The organism is Pleomorphovibrio marinus (assembly GCF_003347495.1).
Lineage (GTDB): Bacteria > Bacteroidota > Bacteroidia > Cytophagales > Cyclobacteriaceae > Pleomorphovibrio > Pleomorphovibrio marinus.
The window spans coordinates 14,811-35,519 of sequence record NZ_QCXY01000011.1; the positions used below are offsets into that span (position 1 = coordinate 14,811).

Genomic DNA, 20,709 nt, shown 5'->3' on the forward strand with positions numbered 1-20,709 from the left:
CCCATGAATACTTCTCTGATGTACAGCCCGTTGGCGACCTTTCTGATAGTGGTTGCTTGCAATTCGTCCACTAAAAATGAAACAGCCGGTCAACCAGTGCCCCTTGGGGATTGGGAAGCTCCTGATGTGGAAATCAGCACCTTGAATTTCGATCAGATGCCTTTCAAAAAACTTTCCGAATACGGGTTTTTCAAAGGCAAAATCAGGGAATTTGACCCGGGGAACGGTGTTCTCTTGTATGAGCCTGTGTCGTCGCTCTTTACCGATTATGCATTCAAAACCCGGTACATTTGGATGCCTGAGGAAGCAAGTGCTACGATTCAAGATGATCCAGAGGGGACCTTCGACTTCCCGGAAAAGACGGTCCTTGTCAAGAATTTCTATTATCCGGCGGATTTCAGAAAGCCCTCGGAACATATCCGGGTTATCGAGACCCGGATTATGGTCAAGAAAGACGGGACCTGGCAGGCTTTTCCCTATCTTTGGAATGAGGAGCAAACGGACGCCCACTACAAAGCAGTGGGGGCGGAAGTGCCTGTAAACTGGGTAGATGATCAGGGGCAGGAGCAGTTGTTGAATTATATCGTTCCCAACCAGGCCCAATGTAAAAGCTGCCACAATAGCGAGGAAGTTATGGTACCGCTGGGCGTGAAAGCAAAGCACCTGAACCATGATTTGCCCGGGAAAGAAAACCAATTGATCGCCTGGGAAGTAGCCGGGTATTTGGAGGGATTGAAACCACTGCATGAATACCCCGCCATGGTCAGTTATAACGACACCTCGTCGGATTTGGAACTAAGGGCAAAGGCCTATTTGGATATCAACTGCGCACACTGCCACCGTGCCGAAGGTCCGGCAAGTACCTCGGGCTTATTTTTGAATTACGAGGAAACGGATCCGGCAAAACTGGGGGTGTTCAAAACCCCGGTGGCGGCAGGTTTTGGCGCAGGGTCTTTCACCTATGCCATATGGCCAGGGAAAAGTGATGAATCCATCCTGACCTATCGGATGGGTACCAATCAAGTGGGTGCGGCGATGCCGGAAATCGGAAGGGGCATGGTGCACAGCGAAGGAATGGAACTGATTAAAGCCTGGATTGATGCCATGCCCGAGGAATCTTTTCAACACCTAAGTGCCGACAAGTGATAAAATGATATGGGCAAAAAAAATTCCCCTTTTCCCATATGGTTTAAGCAAGGAATTGTCGGACGGGAATTACAACAAATCGCAATCGTATTAAAAGATCGACATGACAAATCCCATGCATATACTTGTCTAAACCAAAAGAGATACCGAATAGTGCCTGTATCGATCCATGTCAGAAGGGATTTACCGGATTTGTCAAATTCAATGCAGCATTCCTCATTAAGAGGAAAAATTTCGGTAATTTTATGATCTTTTAGCCTGGTTAAATTGTTGTCTCCGCCTTAAATTTATCACAAACACAACTATTAAACCCTAAACCAACCATGCCTCCCATAGTCTCCCTAATTCTTCAATGCACAGATGCCACCGCCATTAGGGAGATCACACATGTTCAGACTTTATGGAGTGGTTATGGCTCGATTAAACGCTATGTATTAGAAGGAGGGAAGTATCCGTCGGTTATCGTCAAGCACATACAGTTACCCGAATCCGATAAACACCCCAGGGGCTGGAATACCGATTTATCCCATCAGCGTAAAATCAGATCCTATGCCGTGGAAAGCTACTGGTACCAGCATTATGCGCGGATAACGGGACCTGATTGTAAAGTTCCGCAATTATTACATGCAGAAACGAAAGGAAGCATGCGGCTGATTATTATGGAAGACCTGCAGGCATTCGGTTATACCCGAGTCCTGACGCCCGACACGGTTTCCTTGGCAGCTGCCAAAAATTGCCTGACATGGCTGGCCCGTTTCCATGCCAAATTTATGCAGGTACCGCCCAAAGGCCTCTGGGATATTGGCACGTATTGGCACCTGGAAACCCGCCCCGATGAGTGGGCGAAAATGAATCATGTATCCCTGCAGCAGGCCGCTTCGGCGATCGATCAACGGCTCAATAAAGCTACCTTTCAAACCCTGGTACATGGCGACGCCAAGTTGGCAAATTTTTGTTTCGGCCCGGAAGACCAGGTAGCAGCCGTGGATTTTCAATATGTTGGAAAAGGCTGTGGCATAAAGGATGTCGCCTATTTTATCAGCAGTTGTTTTTCCGAAGAAGCCTGCGAAAACTATGAGGAGGAATTGCTTACGCATTATTTTGATGCACTTGAACTAGCACTTGATAAGCAGTTTGATTTTCAATCTGTTAAGGAAGAGTGGACGGAGCTTTACAACTTCGCCTGGGCCGATCTCTACCGCTTTCTGGATGGCTGGAGTGCCGGTCACTGGAAGATGCATGGCTATAGCGAGCGCCTTACACAGTCCGTATTGGAAGAACTAAATTACGTTTAAATGTTCAACAGAAATACCCTTTCCACACTTTGCCAAAGTGCCATTAATGCAAGTATAGAAGCAGGGCAACTGATTCAATCCCAGGTAGATCAACCCTATGACCTGCAGAACAAGCATGGGGGATATTCCAAGGCTTCCCAGGTGGTGACCGAGGTCGATTTTAAGGCACAGGAACTCATTCTAAAACACCTACAGGCAGGGATTGTCCAATATGATCTGGGCTTATTGACCGAAGAAGCAGCCGATGACCAGTCCCGCTTAAACAAGGACTATTTCTGGTGTATTGATCCCTTGGACGGCACCTTGCCCTTTACCGAGCAGCGACCCGGGTATGCCGTTTCCATTGCGCTTATTTCCAAATCCGGAGATCCTGTGATCGGCGTGGTCTATCTTCCTGATGAGAAAGTATGTTACAGCGCTATCCAAGGAGAAGGCATTGCGCTGAATGGTCAATCTTTTCGCTTGGATAGGAGCAGTGATGATAACATCTTCCATATCTATATGGACAGAAGTTTGCAGTCCGCCAATTATTTTAATGCATTTACCGACCGGATGAAGGAATGGGCAAAAGCCCAAAATTACCGGGAGGTGGTTTACCACGTTGGTTTTGGTGCGGTACGGAATGCCCTGTCTGTGTTGTCCCATGCGAATGCCTGCTACCTAAAATTTCCCCGGTCCCAAAAGGGAGGTGGCAGCATCTGGGATTTTGCCGCCACACGCCTGATTTTTGAGGAGTTGGGCTTACCGGTTTCCAATAGCAATGGTGAAAAACTACGCCTCAATACGCCGGAAACCACCTTTATGCACCAGCAAGGGGTGGTGTATGCGACAACGGAAGGAATTGCGGAAATGGTTATTCAGTTGGAGGAATCAGCTATCGGTTAATTTGGGTTCTAATTATTCCTACTTTGTTAAATTTGAAATGTTTGTAAACCTGCAAAGAAAAGAAGCAATAAAACTTGAAATTTGGATACCAAAAAACCTTTTAGGTTTTAGCCTTTAATGTATCTTGACAAAATAGAATTAAACAAGTTTTTTTAATTGAAATAAAATAATATGGCTAAGAATAAAATTATTGAAGTCAGAGGCTTACCTATTACCATTTCCGATGTGGACAATGAAAAATATATTTCTTTGACTGATATGTTACAGGCAAAAGATGGTGATTTTTTCATTTCTGACTGGCTTAGAAATAGAAATACAATTGAATTTCTGGGAATTTGGGAACAGGTCAACAATCCGGATTTTAATTATGGCGAATTCGCCACAATTAGAAGTCAAGCAGGCTTGAACAGTTATAAAATCAGTGTAAAAGAATGGGTGGGAAAAACAAATGCCCGGGGTATCATGGCAAAAGCAGGACGGTATGGCGGTACCTATGCACATAGCGATATCGCTCTGGAATTTGGTCTCTGGATCAGTGCAGAATTCAAAGTTTACCTCATCAAAGAATTCCAGCGTCTCAAAGAAGAAGAAAGCAGCCGGAAACAAATAGAATGGAGTGTGAGCCGTACCTTGGCCAAGGTCAATTACCGAATCCATACAGACGCCATCAAAGAAAAAGTGATCCCTGAGAAACTACCCAAATCAAAAATACAATTCGTCTACGCATCTGAGGCAGATTTATTGAATGTAGCACTTTTTGGTGTAACCGCTAAGGAATGGCGAGACCAAAATCCAGAAAAGGAAGGCAACATAAGAGATCATTCCACCATAGAGCAGTTAGTTGTACTCTCAAATTTGGAAAGTATCAATGCCATGCTTATACAGCAAGGTAATGCCCAACCGGACAGGTTGAAACAACTTAATGAACTGGCAATCCAGCAAATGAAATCATTGGTCAATTCACCATCTACCAAAAAGTTAAAAGAATAACGGATGCACTAGAAGAACTCTTATTAATCAAGATTGCGCGTCTATCACGGCAAGTGATAAAATTTATCGACAAATTGATTAGATTTGAACTACGAAGTCTATGTTACTGCGATGATTTACTGATAATTTGTCCATCTGACCAAGCAAATGATTTAGAGGAAACTATTCAAGACAACTTGCTAGTAGATTGTTTTCCGCCCCACTTGTTATTATTTTATCTACACGATTCCAAGGTTAAAGAATTGCAAATGTTACGTGATCGTAAAGCTTTCCTGGCTGCCATTATTTTAAATTATAAGGGTAAAGGGTTTGAAGGCGTAATCGGAAAATAGAAATACACAAATAGATCAGAAAAAATATGAAAAACACTATTTCAACCGGTTTAACCCTATTTTTCTTGTACAGCCTTGTTATTGCCCAAACGGGACTTTCTCTTCCGCCGGATCTGGAGGGTAGAATTCCCTGGGATTTAGAGGCCTTATCAACAGCCCCCGACTATAAATGGGTAAATCAGACCGATGCTGTCTGGTCGATGATCTATACCGGTGAAGCCTATGATGGAAAGGTGACGGAAGTATTTGCCTACTACGCCAGCCCGGCTACATTGGGTGGAAAAAATTCGGGAACAGGGGAGTTTCCCGGAATCGTGCTGGTTCACGGTGGGGGAGGGACAGCCTTTAGAATCTGGGCACGGGAATGGGCCGAAAGAGGGTATGCCGCCATCACCATGGACCTTAGCGGAAATCAGCCCTTAACCGAAGCCCAACAGGACAACCCCTGGGGCTCAAAAAGCACCCGACTGGCCGCTGGAGGCCCCCTACAGGACGATGTGCACAAGTTTTTCCGGTTAGACGAAGACTTTACCGCCCAATGGCAATTTCATTCGGTATCCAATATTGTCCGGGCGCACTCCCTTATCCGCTCCTTTCCGGAGGTAAACCCCGAGCGGACCGCACTAACTGGGATCAGTTGGGGCGGATACTTGACCAATTTGGTCGCAGGAGTGGACCACCGGTTTGCTGCGGCCGTGCCGGTATATGGAGCTGGCTTTCTCCATGAAGGAAGTGCCTGGGACCTCCAGTTTGATTCCCTTGGAATGGAAGGGACGCAACGATGGGTAGCACTTTGGGACCCTTCCAGTTATGTAGCCCATGCAAGGACACCCATGCTGTTTATCAACGGCACCAATGATTTTGCTTATTTCGTGGAAAACTGGCAGAAAACGGCCAACATGGTACCGGATGCTCGGTATGCCATGATACCGGGACTGAAACACAGTCATTTGCACGGAGCGGAACCCGGGGAAATTCACCGGTTTATCGGTACCCTACTAGAAGATAAAAACGATTTTAATAGTTCAATTAAGCTAAAAGAAAAGGGGAGGAAGGTCGGATATTCGATCAGCCAGGCATCGGGAGAAATTTACCTCGTTTACACGGGGGATACGAAACGTAGTCCCGAAAGGGAGTGGAAACGGATACCATTGGATACAGCAAAAGGCAAGGTATCGGTCCCTGGAGATGCCAATCTTTGGTACATCTATTGGGTGGATTCCTTGGGCAATCGGCGCAGTAGTGAGGTGAAGGGTTGGGAGTAGATTTTTTGAAGTAAAAACGTACTTTTTAGCTGTAAGCTGGCCCATTAATTTCCTTCACATAATATTTATATCTCATCCAATGAGATAATTCTCTGTCAATTCCTTATCTTGAACTACCATTATTCTAAGAGCAAATGAACAGGATTAAGGAAGTCCTTGAATCTAAGGGTATTAAACAGACCTGGCTGGCTGAGAAGCTGGGTAAAAGTTATAATATGGTCAATTCATATGTTCAAAATAGAAGACAGCCAAGCCTAGAAGACTTATTCTCAATAGCCGAAATACTTGAAGTGAGCGTCAAGGATTTGCTAATAGAAAAAAAGGAAGGCAAATGAGCACTAAGTTTTTTACAAATAGCGAAGAAAATAGCCTCCTTAAAAAATTTGAAGGTGTCTTCACCCATATAGAAAGCATTCGTCAATTCGATGCTCTTGTTGGATATTTTAGAGCCTCAGGCTACTTTAAAGTCAGGCCATTCTTAAATAAAATCCCTAAAATTAGAATTCTGGTAGGGATTAATGTTGAAAAGCTCACAAAGGAGTACCATGAAAGAGGACAGTACTTTATTGATAACCTGGATGAAACAAAGGAAGCATTTTTAGAAAGGATGATTGAGGATGTTCAAAATGCGGATTATGATCAAAAAACTGAAGTGGGTATTGTTCAATTTATTGATGATCTGGTGAACGAAAAGATAGAATTGAGGGCTCACCCTAAACGGAAACTTCATGCAAAAATATATATTTTCAAACCGGCTAATTTTAATGAGCATGCACCTTGTGAAGTAATTACAGGTTCGTCCAACTTGACAGACTCTGGGCTTGGTGCAAATCCAGAATCTAATTATGAATTCAATGTCAGTTTGCGTGATTTTGACGATGTAAAATTCGCTTCTGATGAATTCGAAAAATTGTGGGATGAATCTATTCCTATACTTAAAGCAGAAGCTGAAGGACTAAAGAAAAAGACACATTTACGGGATGATTTCACTCCTTTTGAGCTCTATATCAAAATGCTCATTGAATATTTTGGCAAGCGAGTAGAGTATGACCCGTACAACATAGACTTGCTTTTACCTGATAAATTCATGCGACTGAAATATCAGTCCGATGCGGCCAATCAAGGTTATGCAATCATGATGAAGCACAATGGCTTTATACTGGCAGATGTTGTTGGACTTGGTAAAACTATCGTTGCATGTATGGTGATCAAGAAATTTATTTATGAAAACGGTACTCATTCAAAAGTACTGATAGTAGTGCCGCCAGCCTTGGAAGCCAACTGGCAAAGAACTTCCGATGATTTTCAAATACGAAATCATTTCGAGTTTATTACCCTTGGCAGTCTTAACAAGATTATTAATGAGGAAAACTATCGCTATTCAAACGCTGAAAAATTTGACCTGATCATTGTAGATGAGTCTCATAAATTCCGAAATGATTATACGGAAATGTATCTGGCTCTTCAGGAAATATGCAAGAAGCCCAGGTCTAGACCTTCTGAGAATGGAGATAATAAGAAAAAAGTCATTTTGATCTCTGCTACACCTTTAAACAATCGTCCACAAGACATAGAAAATCAATTGTATCTGTTTCAAGACCGAAGAAATAGTACACTTGAAAATATCAGGAATTTACAGGATTACTTCAAGCCGATAAATGATCAATACAAAAAGCTATCCTCTCAGAAGGAACTAAATATTCCGAAGCTTAGAGCCCTATTCAAGAAACTTCGGGATGATGTGATTGAGCCTTTGGTTATACGAAGAACTCGGACAGATATTGAAAACAATAAGGAATACCTAGAAGATCTAAAAAGTCAGAATATCCGGTTTCCGAAGGTTGGTGATCCAACGCCCCTTTATTATCATTTGGATGATGATTTGAGCAAATTGTTTTTTGAAACAGTAAGCCTCATAACTGGCTTGGATGAATTCGGAAATGAAATTGAGGGTTTAGGCTATTATCGTTATAGGGCTATTGAATTCTTACTCAAGGAAGAAGACAAGAAAATATATGGTAATGTAGGATCGATTTCGAATCGCCTCGCAGCAATCATGAAAACGCTTTTGGTCAAGCGCCTGGAGAGTAGCTTCTATGCCTTCAAACAATCACTCAAAAGACTGAACAAGGCGGTGGATAACATGATTCAGATGTATGATGATAACCGCATTTTTATTGCTCCTGATCTGGACATTAATAAATTATTGGAAGAGGATTGGAGCTATGATCAAATTGAATCCAAAATCAACGACAAGGGGGGAAACAATAGAGAATATCACTCAGAAGCATTCGATAAGCGGTTCTATGATCTCCTTATAGAAGATAAGGCAAGAATTCAGGCTCTTTTTGAAAGGTGGGAAAAGGTAAAAATTGATCCAAAATTGATACAGTTTTCAGAACAATTGAATAATGAGTTTCTGAATTCAAAAAAGAACCACAGTGGCAAAATTGTCATTTTCAGTGAGTCAAAGGAGACAGCTCTAGAACTCTCGGAACAACTTACTAAAGTTGGAAACGACAATATCCTGACTGTTAGTGCCGAAAATAGAAAGAGGGTTGAAACTATTATTCGTGAAAACTTTGATGCCAATCTGGAAGAAGAAAAATGGAAAAATGACTTTGATATCATTATCACCACGGAGGTCTTGGCTGAGGGTATTAACCTGCATCGAAGTAATGTAATTATCAATTATGATGTGCCATGGAACTCCACCAGACTCATGCAAAGGATCGGTCGGGTAAATCGAATCGGTTCAAAGGCTGCAAAGATTTATGTTTATAACTTTTATCCATCTGCTCACGGTGATCATCAAATCAATCTGGTAAATACTGCTCTTAGGAAATTACAAGCCTTTCATACAGCCTTTGGAGAAGATAATAAGATATTCTCATTGATGGAACAAAAGGGAGAAGGGGCTCTTTTTGGCAATAAAATCCAAAAAGAAGAAAGTGAAATTTTGAAATACCTTAATGAGCTAAGAGAATTTAAGAAAAAGGAACCTAAGCTGTTTCAGGAAATGGCTAGAATCCCGAATAAAGCGCGATGTGGGCGCAAAGCAGATGCAGATCATGAGTTGGTACTGCAAACTGCTGATGCGGGCGACCTCAATTACCCGCTAGTAAAGTCTTCCCTGGCATACTTAAAAAGTGAGAACCACCCAGGTATCTTCTGTTTCATTACTCCTGATTTCAACTGTATTGAAATAAATTTCCTTCAAGCTGTCAAGATTTATAAGGCTTCCATAGAAGAAAAGCCAGTAAAACTTCATGATCTGCATTATGACCAAACATCAAAGGGGCTTGAGTTTTTTAAGTCTGAAAAGAATCAGGAAAACATTCAAACGATCTCTAAAAAGAGTCTGAGCCCAGCGGAGAATAAAGCTATTTCCAATATTCGCGGAATCGTCAAATTGGTAAACACAGAACAAAAAAAACAGGCACTCAACCGTACATTAGAGCTAATTCGGAAGGGTGCGTTTGCCTCAAAAGGACTACCAAAATCAGTGAATGATTATTTCAAGAAAAATGCTGCTTTGATGGCAACACCTGACTCGTTTATTGACGGACTTTTCAAGGAAGTATTAGACAGATACGATTTATCAACAAGAACAGAGGGTGAAAACGAGAAACCAAAACCAAGAGGTATTGTCAACCCTAAAATAGTACTTACCCAAAGTTTCATTTGATATGGCCGCCAAGGAAGAACTGATATCTGCATTAAAAAAGAATTACGATACTAAACTCTTTGCTGTAGAATTACTGAGTAAGGTTTTTGGAAACTTATTGGAGGTGTCCACTTCCATTCAACGACCACCGGAAGAACCTAATAATACTGAAAGTAAAGTCATAGAAAGAGTAGGGGTGTACGCGAAAATCACTCTGGAAGATGATGTTGAAGTTTTGTGTTATGAAATCCTTCTGAAAAAATACGTTCGGATCGACCAAAGTAAAGTGGCCATACAGCACTATGTAAGAAAGCTTTTGACAAGCGGCCAGGCAGCTCTGATCAATTTCATTTCTCCTACCTACAAAGACATGTGGCGTTTCACTTTGGTCGCCAAGGATAGTGAACTCGTTAATGGGAGTATTAAAGAAAAGGCAACTCATCCAAAACGATATACCTTTTTAGTTGAAGCAGGGGAGGATAAGACCAATAGAACCTTGGTGGATAGGTTAACGGATCTCTCGGTAGAGTCTGATAAAAACTTAGATACGTTAAGAGAGGCTTTTGCTGTTGAGAAAATGAGCAAAGCCTTTTTTGACGAGTACAAGGAACACTATTTAAACTTTGTTCAATACCTCACTGGCACCCGTATGATGCGGATAGGCAGCAAGTGGGAACCCGTTAATGCTGGCACACCTAGTGCATTTTTGAAATCTGTGTTCAATGGAGATGAGAAGAACGCCCGAGACTTCTGTAAAAAGCTCCTGGGCAGGATTGTATTTCTGTATTTTGTCCAAAAGAAGAAATGGCTTGGAGCAAGCAATACTGACTATGAAGATGGTTCACAAAACTTCATTTTTGAACTATTTGATGAAACTGGTGGTGACGAGCGATTCTTTCCGCACGGATTGACAGAACTATTCTTTAATGCCTTGAATAAAGAAAGGCCGGATGATGATTATACCACACAAACAGGTAGAAAGGTAAAAATACCTTACCTAAATGGCGGGTTGTTTACGAGAGATGAGGTGGATGAACTCATTCATAAAAAGGGGGACTTAATGACTTTCCCCTCAGAGCTTTTTTCGAATCCTGACAAAAGGGATATTCCTGTACCCAAAGGCGCAACAGTGGAAATTAAGGAGAGTCCATATCGTGGATTTCTAGACTTTCTGAATGCCTTCAATTTTACTGTTTATGAGGATAGCCAGGACGATCACACGGTAGCTGTTGACCCGGAGATGCTTGGCCACATTTTCGAAAACCTTCTGGAAGACAATAAAGATAAGGGTGCATACTATACGCCCAAAGAGATTGTTAGCTACATGTGCCAGGAAAGCTTGATTGAATACCTGAAAACCCAACTACCAGAAATAGACGAAAATGCACTACAGAGGCTGGTAAGGGAAAAAGAAGTTTCTACCATTTCAAAAAGCCATTTAGGAGAAGTGGACACCAAACTAAAAGATGTAAAAATCTGTGACCCAGCCATCGGTTCCGGTGCTTTTCCTATGGGTTTGCTACAGGAGATATTTAGCATTAGGGAGATCGTGAGCTATGAAATTGATCTCCCATGGAATCCGGCCAAAGCCAAAGAAGACATCATTCAAAACTCGATCTATGGAGTTGATATTGAAAAAGGTGCTGTAGATATTGCCCGATTGCGCTTCTGGCTTTCACTGGTGGTCGATAGAGATAGACCCCAAGCTTTACCTAATCTGGACTATAAAATAGTGGTTGGTAATTCATTGGTTCCAAAATTTGATGGGGAGATTATCGAGATAGATTGGGAAAGAAAAGATAGTGTAGGGGCTGGTAAAAAATTTGTCACACAGCTTCAGGAAACCCTGATTGCTATTACCCAAAAACAAAAAAAATTTTTTGACCCCAATTTGAAGGCGAAACGCGAACTAGTCTTGGAAATACGAAACCTGAAACTTGATGCATTAATCAATCAGCTTTCTTTTAACAAGGAAAAGTTTCAAAACACCACACCAATTAAAGGAGGTTTTGACCCTACACCGACTGATAAAAAATTCAATCTGGATAGAGAGCTTAGAATTAAGGGACTTGAAAGTACTATAAAGAGACTTAAAAAGCTTCAGGACAAACACCAAGAGGCATTTGAGCATTTTGATTGGCGTCTTGATTTTCCGGAAATATTAAATGATACTATTGCTAAGAGGTACGGTTTTGATATTGTAATTGGAAATCCTCCTTATTTAAGGGTTCAAGGCATAAGGGACAAATATCCCAATGAAGTTGATTACTATTTAAAGAAATACGATTCCGCCACAGGAAGATTTGATTTGTATGCTCTATTTACCGAACGATCCTATCAGCTACTTTCAAAAACTGGCGTACTAAACTTTATACAACCTGATAAGTGGACAAATGCCGATTTTGGAAATGGGTTGAGAAAAAAGTTAAGTAAAAAAGTCAATCGTCTTATCTCTTTTGGGCAGAGTCAAGTATTCAACGTATCTACCTATTCGTCACTGATATGGATTCAGTTTAAAGACCTCAAATTCACAAAGTATCACAGTATTGAGAATGAATTACACACCGAAGTTGAAATCCAAAAATATCTATCTAGTCTAACTGAGGATGACTTTTCAGAAATAGATAATACGGCGTTTTCAGAAGAACCATGGATTTTCATGACAAGTAAATCTGGGGGTGTGATGGGCTTAATTTCAGCACATAGTAATAAAGTTTCGGATTTTTTCTCAAATGTTTCTCAAGGAATAGTCTCTGTTGGGGATGATATTTTCATCATGGAAGGTCAAATACAAGGGGGGCTTTTCAAAGGATACTCTCATAAAACAAATTCTACTGTTGAAATTGAGTCCGATCTAATGAAGCCCTTGCTTAGAGGAGATGATGTGAGAAAATACTACCCTTTAGTAAACAGGGCTTATGTGGTATATCCTCACTTTGAGTATGACGGAAAAACAATGCCATACTCAGAAGAAGAGTTTAAGAAAAGATTCCCAAAAGCGTATAAGTATTTTCTGCCCTATAAGGTAGAGTTGACCGAAAAGAAAATAAAGTATAAAACCAATTCAAAATACTGGTATAGTCTACATAGATCCAGAGAAATGAATTTATTTAAGAGTGAAAAAATAGTTACCCCGGAGATTTCACTTGGATCAAATATGACTTTAGATACTAGTGGTTTTTTTCATAATACTCAAGTGTATTCACTGGTTAAAAAAACAGAAATAGATATTGACATTAGAGTATTTCTGGCGATCCTCAATTCCAGCGTCACCTGGTATTATTTGAAATCCACGGGAGCAATATTAAGAGGTGGGTATTTTCGGTTTAAAACTAAATACCTCGAACCCTTTCCGATACCGAATATGATGAAGGGTGTCTTTGAACCACTAATACAATTGGTTGATTACTTGCTATTTATTAGTGCTAAAGAAGTAAAGGAGCCAAACGTTAAGCTCATGACGTCCTACTATATACAGATTTTAGATGGTATCATCTACGAGCTTTATTTTCCTGAATTACTCAAAAAATACGATCGGGAAGTGATCAAACATTTGGGAGACCTCCCTGAGTTGAAAGCTTCAATGACAGATGATCAAAAAATGGCTGTTTGCCAAGAGGTATTCAAGCGGTTGGATGACAAGGAACATCCGGTCAGAAACAATATTTTTTACATGGACAGCATACCGGAGATAGCCATTATTGAGGGTAAGAAATGAGAATTACCGATATCCATATTAGCAATTACAAGGCATTTTATGGTGATCATCATATTGAGCTTGACAAGGATGGGAAAAACCTCATGCTGTATGGTGAAAATGGTAGTGGCAAAAGCTCTGTATATACCGCCTTGCTTAATTTCTTTCTAGCCTCTGTCCAGAAAGTTACAGTAGATGAAAACATCTTCGTCCCAAAATCTAAAAAGGAAACTGCCAGCATTAAGCTGACCATTTGCGAGTCCTCCGATTCCAGCAAGAAAACATCTTATGAGCTAACCAAAGTTAATGGTGAAATAATAGCAGGTGATAAAATCGATATTGCGGATGCCAATAAGATAAAGGGCTTTTTTGATTATCGAAAGCTTCTTAAAACCCATATGGGGCATGATGATCATGTGAATTTATTTGAGATTCTGGTCAATGATATTCTCAGTCATGCAGTGAATAGGTTCACAAAAAAGGAGATAGGGGCAGAATGGAGAGCCATCAGGCACGAAACAGATGAACTAAGGCAAGGAGATCATGTGGTGGCAAGGATCAAAAGTTATATAGGCCATTTTAATGATGGGTTAAAGGAACTTTTGGGTTCTATTGAAGCTGACACCAATACCTTCATGAATTATTTCAATTCAAATGTAAAGGTGTCCTTTGCTTTCAAAGGGGTGGAATACAAAGGCCGTAGAAAGTTGGATAATGCACGCATTAATCTTGTGGTGAAATTATTCGACACATCACTAAAGAAGCATCATGACTTTCTGAATGAAGCTAGATTATCAGCTCTCGCAATTAGCGTATATCTGGCTTCAATTCGTGTGAACCCGTCCAAGGGAAAACTCAAAATTCTTGTATTGGATGACTTGCTCATTGGTTTGGACATGAGTAATCGCATGCCTTTATTGACTATAATCAAGCAACATTTTGAGTCTGATTTTCAGGTAATCATGACTACCTATGACAAGGTCTGGTATGAATTAGTCCAGAACTATTTTGGAACTAAAAAGTGGAAATATATTGAGGTGTATGCTCATAAACTCAGGGATAATGATTTTGAAATTCCGATCATAAAGCCCAGAAGTGGATTGCTTAAAACAGCGAAACACTATCTGGACGAAAAGGACTACAAGGCCTCTGCGGTATACGTTAGAACCGCTTTCGAAAGGCTGGTAAAGCTTATTTGTGAAAAGAATAACCTGGAAGTAGTTTATCGAAAGAACCAGAAAGAGCTAAAGAGTGATGATTTCTGGAAATCAATTAAAGAACAGACGAATATTGATGAAGAGGTGGTCAAGGAAATTGAGATATATCGGGGAGTAGTCATGAACCCATTTAGTCATGACGATCTAGAAAAACCGGAATTCAAAAAGGAACTTGAAGAGACAATCACTGCTATCGAAAAGTTAATTCAAGCTGAAAAAGATTTCAAGAAAAGCAAAAGTTATCTCGGGTTGGAAAGTACAATAGAAAAACTTAAAGCGGACATTGCCACGAAAGAAGCAACAATACAACAAATGAGAACGCAAATTAATCCAGGGACCGCCTAACTTTAGATATGGGAAAATCAGTCAATATTCAGGTTGCAAGAGATCATCTAGAACGGCTCACCAAAGCAAGTGGTACAAATGCTTTAATGGAGCTAATATGGAATAGTCTGGATGCTGATTCCAAAAACATCAATATAACGGCTAAGGAAGGTTCACTGGGGATTACTCAGATAATTGTTGAGGACAATGGGAACGGGATCAATTATCAAGAAGCAGAAGCTGTTTTTGGAACACTAGGCGGTTCGGCTAAAAAAGTCAGAAGATTAAGCCCTGGGAATAGAAAGCTACATGGAGAGGAAGGTAAAGGAAGATTTAAAAGCCTCTCATTGGCCAACCTTGTCAAATTTGAAAGTACTTATAAAGACAATGGATCACTTAAATACTTTGACATTACTATTGATGCCAACAACATTCAAGGTGCGGAAATAAGTGACGTGAGGACTTTAAAGAAAGGAGAGGGGGCAACAGGAGTAAAAGTCACCTTGAATAACATAAATCAGGATTGCGCATCGGTAATTACTACTGATAAAATTTATCAACAGATTGAAGAAAAACTGGCAGTCTATTATCTGGCATACCCTGACTTCAGTATTTCAATCAATAAGCGTAACCTGGATTTTCAACATTTCATCAAAAGAAAATTTGAGGATGAATTCAAGGTTAAAATAGATAATTCAGAAAAGGAAATCTCATTTAAAATTAGAATACTGGAATGGTCAATTCAGAATGATAGAAATATATTTTTATGTAATCAGGCTGGCATTTCTTACTCAGAAATTCCACTACGTATAAAAGCCCCATCATTCAATATTTCCATCTATTTGCTCTCCGATTACATTGACGAAATTCATAAAACCGGTAACATAGATTTTGGAGAAAACGAACCTGTATTGAGGTTGGCAATCGAGGCAGCTAGAGAATCGGCAAGAAAATACGTCAGAGACCGAATGCATGAGGATGCTAAAGGTTTCATAGAAGAAGCCAAGAAAGAAGGAATATACCCCTATCATGGGAAGGCAGCATCAGAAATTGAAAATGTCCAGCGAAAGGTATTTGACATACTAGCACTAAACATAAACGAATACGTTCCAAAATTTTCGGAGCAGGAAAAGGAGAACAAAAAGTTCACTTTCAGTCTCGTTAAAGAAGCGTTGGAATCTGATAGTAAGTCACTGCAAAAAATTATATCGGAAGCCATTAAAATGCCCAAAACAAAGCAGGATGAATTAGCGGAAATATTGGAGAAAACATCTCTGGCTGATATCACTACTGTTATTAAGGAGGTGTCAGACAGATTAAGAGTTCTATATGAGCTTAAATTGATTTTGCTGGAGCCCAAGACCCGAGATAAGGTTCTGGAAAGAAAACATCTACATCAGATCGTGAAACACAATACCTGGGTATTTGGAGATGATTATTCCCTGGGAGTTGAAGATGTGAACTTAAAGAATGTTTTGAAATCACATCTCCAACTATTGGGTAGAGACGATTTTCAGGCGGTGCTGGACGAAAAGGATAATGCAGGGTTAAAAGACATTCCGGATATCTGCCTGTATAAGCAGTTTCCCAGAGGAAAATCCGGGTATTTTGAAAATTTTGTATTGGAACTCAAAAGACCCTCCAAAAAATCCGGAATTACAGAATTGGATCAGGTTAAGCGATATGCCCAGGCCATTTCTACTGACGGTAGATTTGATATGAAAAAGAATGAATGGACAGTCATTTTGCTGGTTACTGACATGGATGGCACTCTTGAATTTGAATACGAGCAAGATGGGAAGCCACTTGGTGAGATCATCAAAAAGAAAAACTTAACCGTCCTAGTTAAAAAATGGATTGATGTTCTTTCAGATGCCGAAGCAAGATACCAGTATCTCAAAGAGAAATTAAATTATTCTATCAGCCATGATGAGGAGGGGATAAAGTTACTTAAAGCTAGATATGCCGAATATTTGCCCGAAGAAATACAGAGGTAAGTATTGACAAATCAACAAAATACGCTCAACATTTTGTGAAACTGGAATTGATGAAAGCTCGGTTGGAAGTTTTCGCTAATGAAAGTGAAATTAGGGGAGTTGACTTCATAATAAAAACACCATATGGAAAATATCATGAGTTGTATCTTCAGGCAGTCAACCTCGAAAGAGAGCGAAATGTAAAAATTCCAAAAGAAGAAAATCTCTGAGAATCCAGATTTTAAAAATAGACTGAAGGGACTAATCTTTTTTCTTATAAGATGGGGAGAAAAGATTTTTCCATTTATCGGGTAGGGGAGACACACTCTTTTGGTATCTTGGGGTTGAGTTTGGACTTGCGTGGATGGCATATGTGTGTGGCTTAAAGTAAATGGCGAATAATCAAAGAGACCGCTAAAACTATAATAATTGTGGTTTTCCTGTTCAAATATCCTAACTTTATAACATGTTTGTGTCATATGAAAACGATGAAATCCGAGAGTGTTGCCTATTGTTGAGGCCATCTTCTTTGAATTCAGGTTTTTCGAATGATGAAATAAAAGAAATTCGCGCTATTATTGCTGATTTAAGAGCCGCTCCAAAATTAGTTGATTGTCCTTTGAAATATGTTTTTCATAGAGAAGAAGGAACATTAGAAATAGAACGTGGCTCTTTAAAAATAATTGGAAAAATAATTAGTAAGGACACTAATCCTGCTGAGAATCACATTGATCGAATGAAAATTGTTAGGATTCTTAATGTTGGCATACAAAGTGAATCAGTTAGTAGACCTAAATACAATTAGAATTAAATGGATTTCGACTATCAGATTGCATCTCCTCCCAGTACTACAGTTCTTAGAAGGATATCAGAATTGGATTTAGATATAAAAAAATTCAGAGAAGTACTAAATCTCACTGTTGAAGAATTTGGCAAATTAATTCATGATCAATTACAACTTAGTGAACAATTAGCCTATCAGTTCTCTCAGTTTTTAGGTGGGTCTGAAATGTTCTGGATAAATAGGTATAAAAACTATTGCGAGGAAATATCAAAATCCAATCAACAAGTCTATTCAACATATAAAGTGACACTTGACGAACTTTGCTACTCAAGGAAAACTAATATTGAAAATTTGCTTAATGACTTTCAATGCTCGTCATTGGAGCACCTCATTGTAGATTACTTTGAAAGCCCGGTTATTTTGTATAGCAAAACGCAGAGGTTTGAGCCTTCTCCTGTTAAAATCGCAAATTGGATAAGGGATTGTGAGAGAGAAGCGGAAAAATATATTTATGAAGGTAAGGTTAAAAGATTTTCAGCTGAATTATTAATTGATTCACTATCAAGTCTTGTTTCTCTTACTAAGGTTAATAAGGTAGAAAAAATATTAGATAAAATCCAAAGAATTGGTTTTGAGATCGGTACTGTAATACTATTTAAATCCAGTGAATCAGGATTTGGAGTATCAGGATTCACAAAAAGACTTCTGAAAAATTATCGCATTATTGTCGTAACCGACAGATATAAAAATAATGCGGCGTTTTGGTTTACTTTTCTCCATGAAATATCTCACTGCATCTTGCATAGTTTGAAAAATCCACTAATCCATTATTCAGATGATGAATTCCAATTAGCATCGCTAATGGTGGATAATATCTACGAAGAGGACGAAGCAAATAAATATGTAGAAGCTATTTTATTTCCAGAAGACATAAAATCACAAATTAGAAAATGCGGTTCATATAATGAGATTCTATCTTTAGCGGTAAAGTATGATATCTCTGCCTCACTTATCGTTGCACAGATTCATCGAGAAAAATTAGCACCTTATAGTTGGTATAGAAAGGTCTATAGAAGGGTTGAGTTTCAATAAATCAACCTGTGTATCTAATATATCTTGAAGTATTTTTCTGCCAATTACAGATGGCATCTTCTAGCACTTGACCTGCCATAAAGATTTTGCTATTATTTATAAACCAATCCATTAAATCTAGGCTTAATTGTATTTGAGAAGCTTTAGACGTGTTATTATTGGTAAATTTAAGCAATAATTTAAGTCCATCAAGGGGCCCAGTACTATGGTTTGCATACATAGACATAGGCTCTTTAACGTTAAGTCTACATTTGACGAGTGCACTGGTAAAATCAAACCCCCCTAATCTTCCAAAATTTGGTATTTTTTGGGATGTTAAATACATATCGTGAAATTCAATCTCATTATCAGGTGAATAACTATTGATGTGATTCACAAAGTACTCCATACTTCTAAAAAGTCCTTTATAACCAGTTAACTTTTTAGCAGTATATTTTCGGTGATTAGAAAAAGAACAACCCTCGAAAAACTCAAAACTCAATAAGTAGTTGAAGTAGTTGTCTAATTCTGCAAGAATTTCTTCGATCTTAATTAAGGTTTGATCTTGACGAAAACTTGCTCGATTAAATAATTCCCAATGTGATTTATTGCTTTTGCCGAAATAGGTAGCTAGGTAAACAATCCATGTCCTATTGCTAATGCTTAAATCTGATCTCTGAGCTAAAACAAACGGATTTGAGGTATGTATAAAAGTCTCTTTAACCTGGACGGCTCGTTGAGCTCTTAATCTATATGTCTCATAGATTTGAACTCTTCTAATACTGTCAAAAGTTTGTCTTGATAGTATGTTCAATTCATTACCACCAATTTGCTCTCCAAGTACCTCTGATATTGCTTTACTCCACAATACTTCTAATTCATCAATTGTCATTTTTTAACTTATACTGTTTCGAGCAATCTCTCGCATTTTCGTATTACTAAATTTATCTAACCAAGATTCAAAATCAGAACTCCCATTTAGATAGCTCTTAGAGAATAATACATAATCCTTCCAATAATCATCTAGGTTATTCATATATGATTTTGATGTTTTTGTGCCAAATTCTTTAGAGACCAAGTTAAGTGTTTCACTATTAAATTCCTTTATTTTAGGCATCTCAATTGGTTCCTGCTTACCCTCATAAAGATACTGATAAGCCGAGGTATGATGTTCTTCATAAATATGCATTGATGTAGCACAATGTGTGTAATTTCCAATTGGAATATTAGTTCTAATAGAAATTAATTCCTGTAACATAGTGAAACAAAATAAATCATGGGGTAGGCCCAAATATGCATCATTACTTCTCATGTAACAGGTTACATTTAATTTGGACTCTCTAACATAAAAATGTAAACCTATTGTGCAAGGTGGGCTGTGGTGCTTTTTCTGACGAACTTTATAATCTACTTTTTCACTTATACACATATATGCGTGTTTCGTTATCTTTCTTTCTAATATTTGTTCGATAACTCGTTCAAATTGCGATTGTTGACCGTTTTCTGATTCAAATATTTTTGGTCCATAAGCTCCTAATATTCTGTTGTTCTCTTGTTCTTCACGGCCGTAGGCAGAAATGTAAGGTTTAATATAATCTCTATCACCACTTTTGGACAAAAACCAGGCAAACTCTGCAAACTTGCTTTGAACAAGACTTCTGTGCAGAGACATAGATGTACGTACTCTAGGATTTGTGAGTGTAGCTGAATAATTTAAAAGTTCCTTAAACCTACCCCGTTTTCCATCAATTTCGACCCCATCTTTAAGGATGTTGGTATAAGTAACATATAGCAAATCGTCTAGCGAAATAAATTCAGTTGGTCTATTCAACATTTCAATTTTGGATGGTTAGTTCCAGATTATTTCAAAAATAACTAAAATATATAAATATTAAAATCATCTGATGCTCAAAGTATAATCAGAGATATTAAAATATCTTTTTATCTGGGATTTTTCTTCTTTAATAAGCCTGCAAAAACCTTTCTCTTTTTGTCGCGTTTGCTTAGGCTCTTACCATCTTCACGCAAATTGAGTTGTTCGTAATCTATATCAAAAATCC

General features: G+C 39.0%; 15 protein-coding genes. 13 read left to right on the top strand and 2 right to left on the bottom strand.

Going from position 1 to position 20,709, the window contains the following annotated elements:
* The first annotated feature begins 3 nt into the window (after nucleotides 1–3).
* From DB520_RS21515 to DB520_RS21575, 13 genes are all read left to right on the top strand, one after another.
* Nucleotides 4–1,146, top strand: a complete 1,143-nt coding sequence (locus DB520_RS21515) for an SO2930 family diheme c-type cytochrome (RefSeq protein WP_114751858.1) — start codon at nucleotides 4–6, stop codon at nucleotides 1,144–1,146.
* A gap of 323 nt (nucleotides 1,147–1,469) precedes the next feature.
* Entirely contained in the window at nucleotides 1,470–2,441 is a 972-nt protein-coding gene (locus DB520_RS21520; RefSeq protein ID WP_114751859.1) for a phosphotransferase, read from the top strand.
* Nucleotides 2,442–3,326 (top strand): 3'(2'),5'-bisphosphate nucleotidase CysQ family protein, encoded by an 885-nt coding sequence (locus tag DB520_RS21525; RefSeq protein ID WP_114751860.1) that lies wholly within the window; start codon nucleotides 2,442–2,444, stop codon nucleotides 3,324–3,326.
* A 171-nt stretch (nucleotides 3,327–3,497) separates the two neighbouring features.
* Nucleotides 3,498–4,316 carry a KilA-N domain-containing protein gene (locus DB520_RS21530; protein ID WP_114751861.1) on the top strand — a complete coding sequence of 273 codons (819 nt, stop codon included), beginning with the start codon at nucleotides 3,498–3,500 and terminating at the stop codon, nucleotides 4,314–4,316.
* Between the two features lie 358 nt (nucleotides 4,317–4,674).
* On the top strand, nucleotides 4,675–5,913 hold the full coding sequence (locus tag DB520_RS21540) for an alpha/beta hydrolase family protein (RefSeq protein WP_114751863.1): 1,239 nt from the start codon (nucleotides 4,675–4,677) through the stop codon (nucleotides 5,911–5,913).
* Nucleotides 5,914–6,047: 134 nt separating this feature from the next.
* Nucleotides 6,048–6,248: a helix-turn-helix domain-containing protein gene (locus DB520_RS21545; protein ID WP_114751864.1), complete on the top strand. Its 201-nt coding sequence runs from the start codon at nucleotides 6,048–6,050 to the stop codon at nucleotides 6,246–6,248.
* Nucleotides 6,245–9,601 (top strand): helicase-related protein, encoded by a 3,357-nt coding sequence (locus DB520_RS21550; RefSeq protein WP_114751865.1) that lies wholly within the window; start codon nucleotides 6,245–6,247, stop codon nucleotides 9,599–9,601. Before DB520_RS21545 ends, DB520_RS21550 begins: the two co-directional genes overlap by 4 nt.
* Nucleotide 9,602: 1 nt before the next feature.
* Nucleotides 9,603–13,298 (top strand): Eco57I restriction-modification methylase domain-containing protein, encoded by a 3,696-nt coding sequence (locus DB520_RS21555; RefSeq protein WP_114751866.1) that lies wholly within the window; start codon nucleotides 9,603–9,605, stop codon nucleotides 13,296–13,298.
* Nucleotides 13,295–14,839 carry an AAA family ATPase gene (locus DB520_RS21560; protein ID WP_114751867.1) on the top strand — a complete coding sequence of 515 codons (1,545 nt, stop codon included), beginning with the start codon at nucleotides 13,295–13,297 and terminating at the stop codon, nucleotides 14,837–14,839. Before DB520_RS21555 ends, DB520_RS21560 begins: the two co-directional genes overlap by 4 nt.
* Nucleotides 14,840–14,847: 8 nt before the next feature.
* On the top strand, nucleotides 14,848–16,815 hold the full coding sequence (locus DB520_RS21565; protein WP_114751868.1) for an ATP-binding protein: 1,968 nt from the start codon (nucleotides 14,848–14,850) through the stop codon (nucleotides 16,813–16,815).
* 50 nt (nucleotides 16,816–16,865) lie between these two features.
* Entirely contained in the window at nucleotides 16,866–17,024 is a 159-nt protein-coding gene (locus DB520_RS26820; protein WP_198675411.1) for a hypothetical protein, read from the top strand.
* A gap of 236 nt (nucleotides 17,025–17,260) precedes the next feature.
* Complete coding sequence (locus DB520_RS21570; RefSeq protein ID WP_114751869.1) at nucleotides 17,261–17,599, top strand: hypothetical protein; 339 nt, start codon at nucleotides 17,261–17,263, stop codon at nucleotides 17,597–17,599.
* Nucleotides 17,600–17,605: 6 nt separating this feature from the next.
* Nucleotides 17,606–18,670 carry a hypothetical protein gene (locus DB520_RS21575; RefSeq protein ID WP_114751870.1) on the top strand — a complete coding sequence of 355 codons (1,065 nt, stop codon included), beginning with the start codon at nucleotides 17,606–17,608 and terminating at the stop codon, nucleotides 18,668–18,670.
* Between the two features lies 1 nt (nucleotide 18,671).
* Here the strand turns inward: DB520_RS21575 and DB520_RS21580 are convergent, their stop codons facing one another.
* Both DB520_RS21580 and DB520_RS21585 read right to left on the bottom strand, forming a co-directional pair.
* Nucleotides 18,672–19,541 carry an alpha-glutamyl/putrescinyl thymine pyrophosphorylase clade 3 protein gene (locus DB520_RS21580; RefSeq protein WP_114751871.1) on the bottom strand — a complete coding sequence of 290 codons (870 nt, stop codon included), beginning with the start codon at nucleotides 19,539–19,541 and terminating at the stop codon, nucleotides 18,672–18,674.
* Between the two features lie 3 nt (nucleotides 19,542–19,544).
* Nucleotides 19,545–20,483 (bottom strand): thymidylate synthase, encoded by a 939-nt coding sequence (locus DB520_RS21585; protein WP_114751872.1) that lies wholly within the window; start codon nucleotides 20,481–20,483, stop codon nucleotides 19,545–19,547.
* Nucleotides 20,484–20,709: the final 226 nt, after the last annotated feature.

What these genes read in the sequence shown, in the direction of transcription:
- DB520_RS21515 (WP_114751858.1), top strand. Translation starts at nt 4, where the DNA reads ATGAATACTTCTCTGATGTACAGCCCGTTGGCGACCTTTCTGATAGTG.
- DB520_RS21520 (WP_114751859.1), top strand. Translation starts at nt 1,470, where the DNA reads ATGCCTCCCATAGTCTCCCTAATTCTTCAATGCACAGATGCCACCGCC.
- DB520_RS21525 (WP_114751860.1), top strand. Translation starts at nt 2,442, where the DNA reads ATGTTCAACAGAAATACCCTTTCCACACTTTGCCAAAGTGCCATTAAT.
- DB520_RS21530 (WP_114751861.1), top strand. Translation starts at nt 3,498, where the DNA reads ATGGCTAAGAATAAAATTATTGAAGTCAGAGGCTTACCTATTACCATT.
- DB520_RS21540 (WP_114751863.1), top strand. Translation starts at nt 4,675, where the DNA reads ATGAAAAACACTATTTCAACCGGTTTAACCCTATTTTTCTTGTACAGC.
- DB520_RS21545 (WP_114751864.1), top strand. Translation starts at nt 6,048, where the DNA reads ATGAACAGGATTAAGGAAGTCCTTGAATCTAAGGGTATTAAACAGACC.
- DB520_RS21550 (WP_114751865.1), top strand. Translation starts at nt 6,245, where the DNA reads ATGAGCACTAAGTTTTTTACAAATAGCGAAGAAAATAGCCTCCTTAAA.
- DB520_RS21555 (WP_114751866.1), top strand. Translation starts at nt 9,603, where the DNA reads ATGGCCGCCAAGGAAGAACTGATATCTGCATTAAAAAAGAATTACGAT.
- DB520_RS21560 (WP_114751867.1), top strand. Translation starts at nt 13,295, where the DNA reads ATGAGAATTACCGATATCCATATTAGCAATTACAAGGCATTTTATGGT.
- DB520_RS21565 (WP_114751868.1), top strand. Translation starts at nt 14,848, where the DNA reads ATGGGAAAATCAGTCAATATTCAGGTTGCAAGAGATCATCTAGAACGG.
- DB520_RS26820 (WP_198675411.1), top strand. Translation starts at nt 16,866, where the DNA reads ATGAAAGCTCGGTTGGAAGTTTTCGCTAATGAAAGTGAAATTAGGGGA.
- DB520_RS21570 (WP_114751869.1), top strand. Translation starts at nt 17,261, where the DNA reads ATGTTTGTGTCATATGAAAACGATGAAATCCGAGAGTGTTGCCTATTG.
- DB520_RS21575 (WP_114751870.1), top strand. Translation starts at nt 17,606, where the DNA reads ATGGATTTCGACTATCAGATTGCATCTCCTCCCAGTACTACAGTTCTT.
- DB520_RS21580 (WP_114751871.1), bottom strand. Translation starts at nt 19,541, where the DNA reads ATGACAATTGATGAATTAGAAGTATTGTGGAGTAAAGCAATATCAGAG.
- DB520_RS21585 (WP_114751872.1), bottom strand. Translation starts at nt 20,483, where the DNA reads ATGTTGAATAGACCAACTGAATTTATTTCGCTAGACGATTTGCTATAT.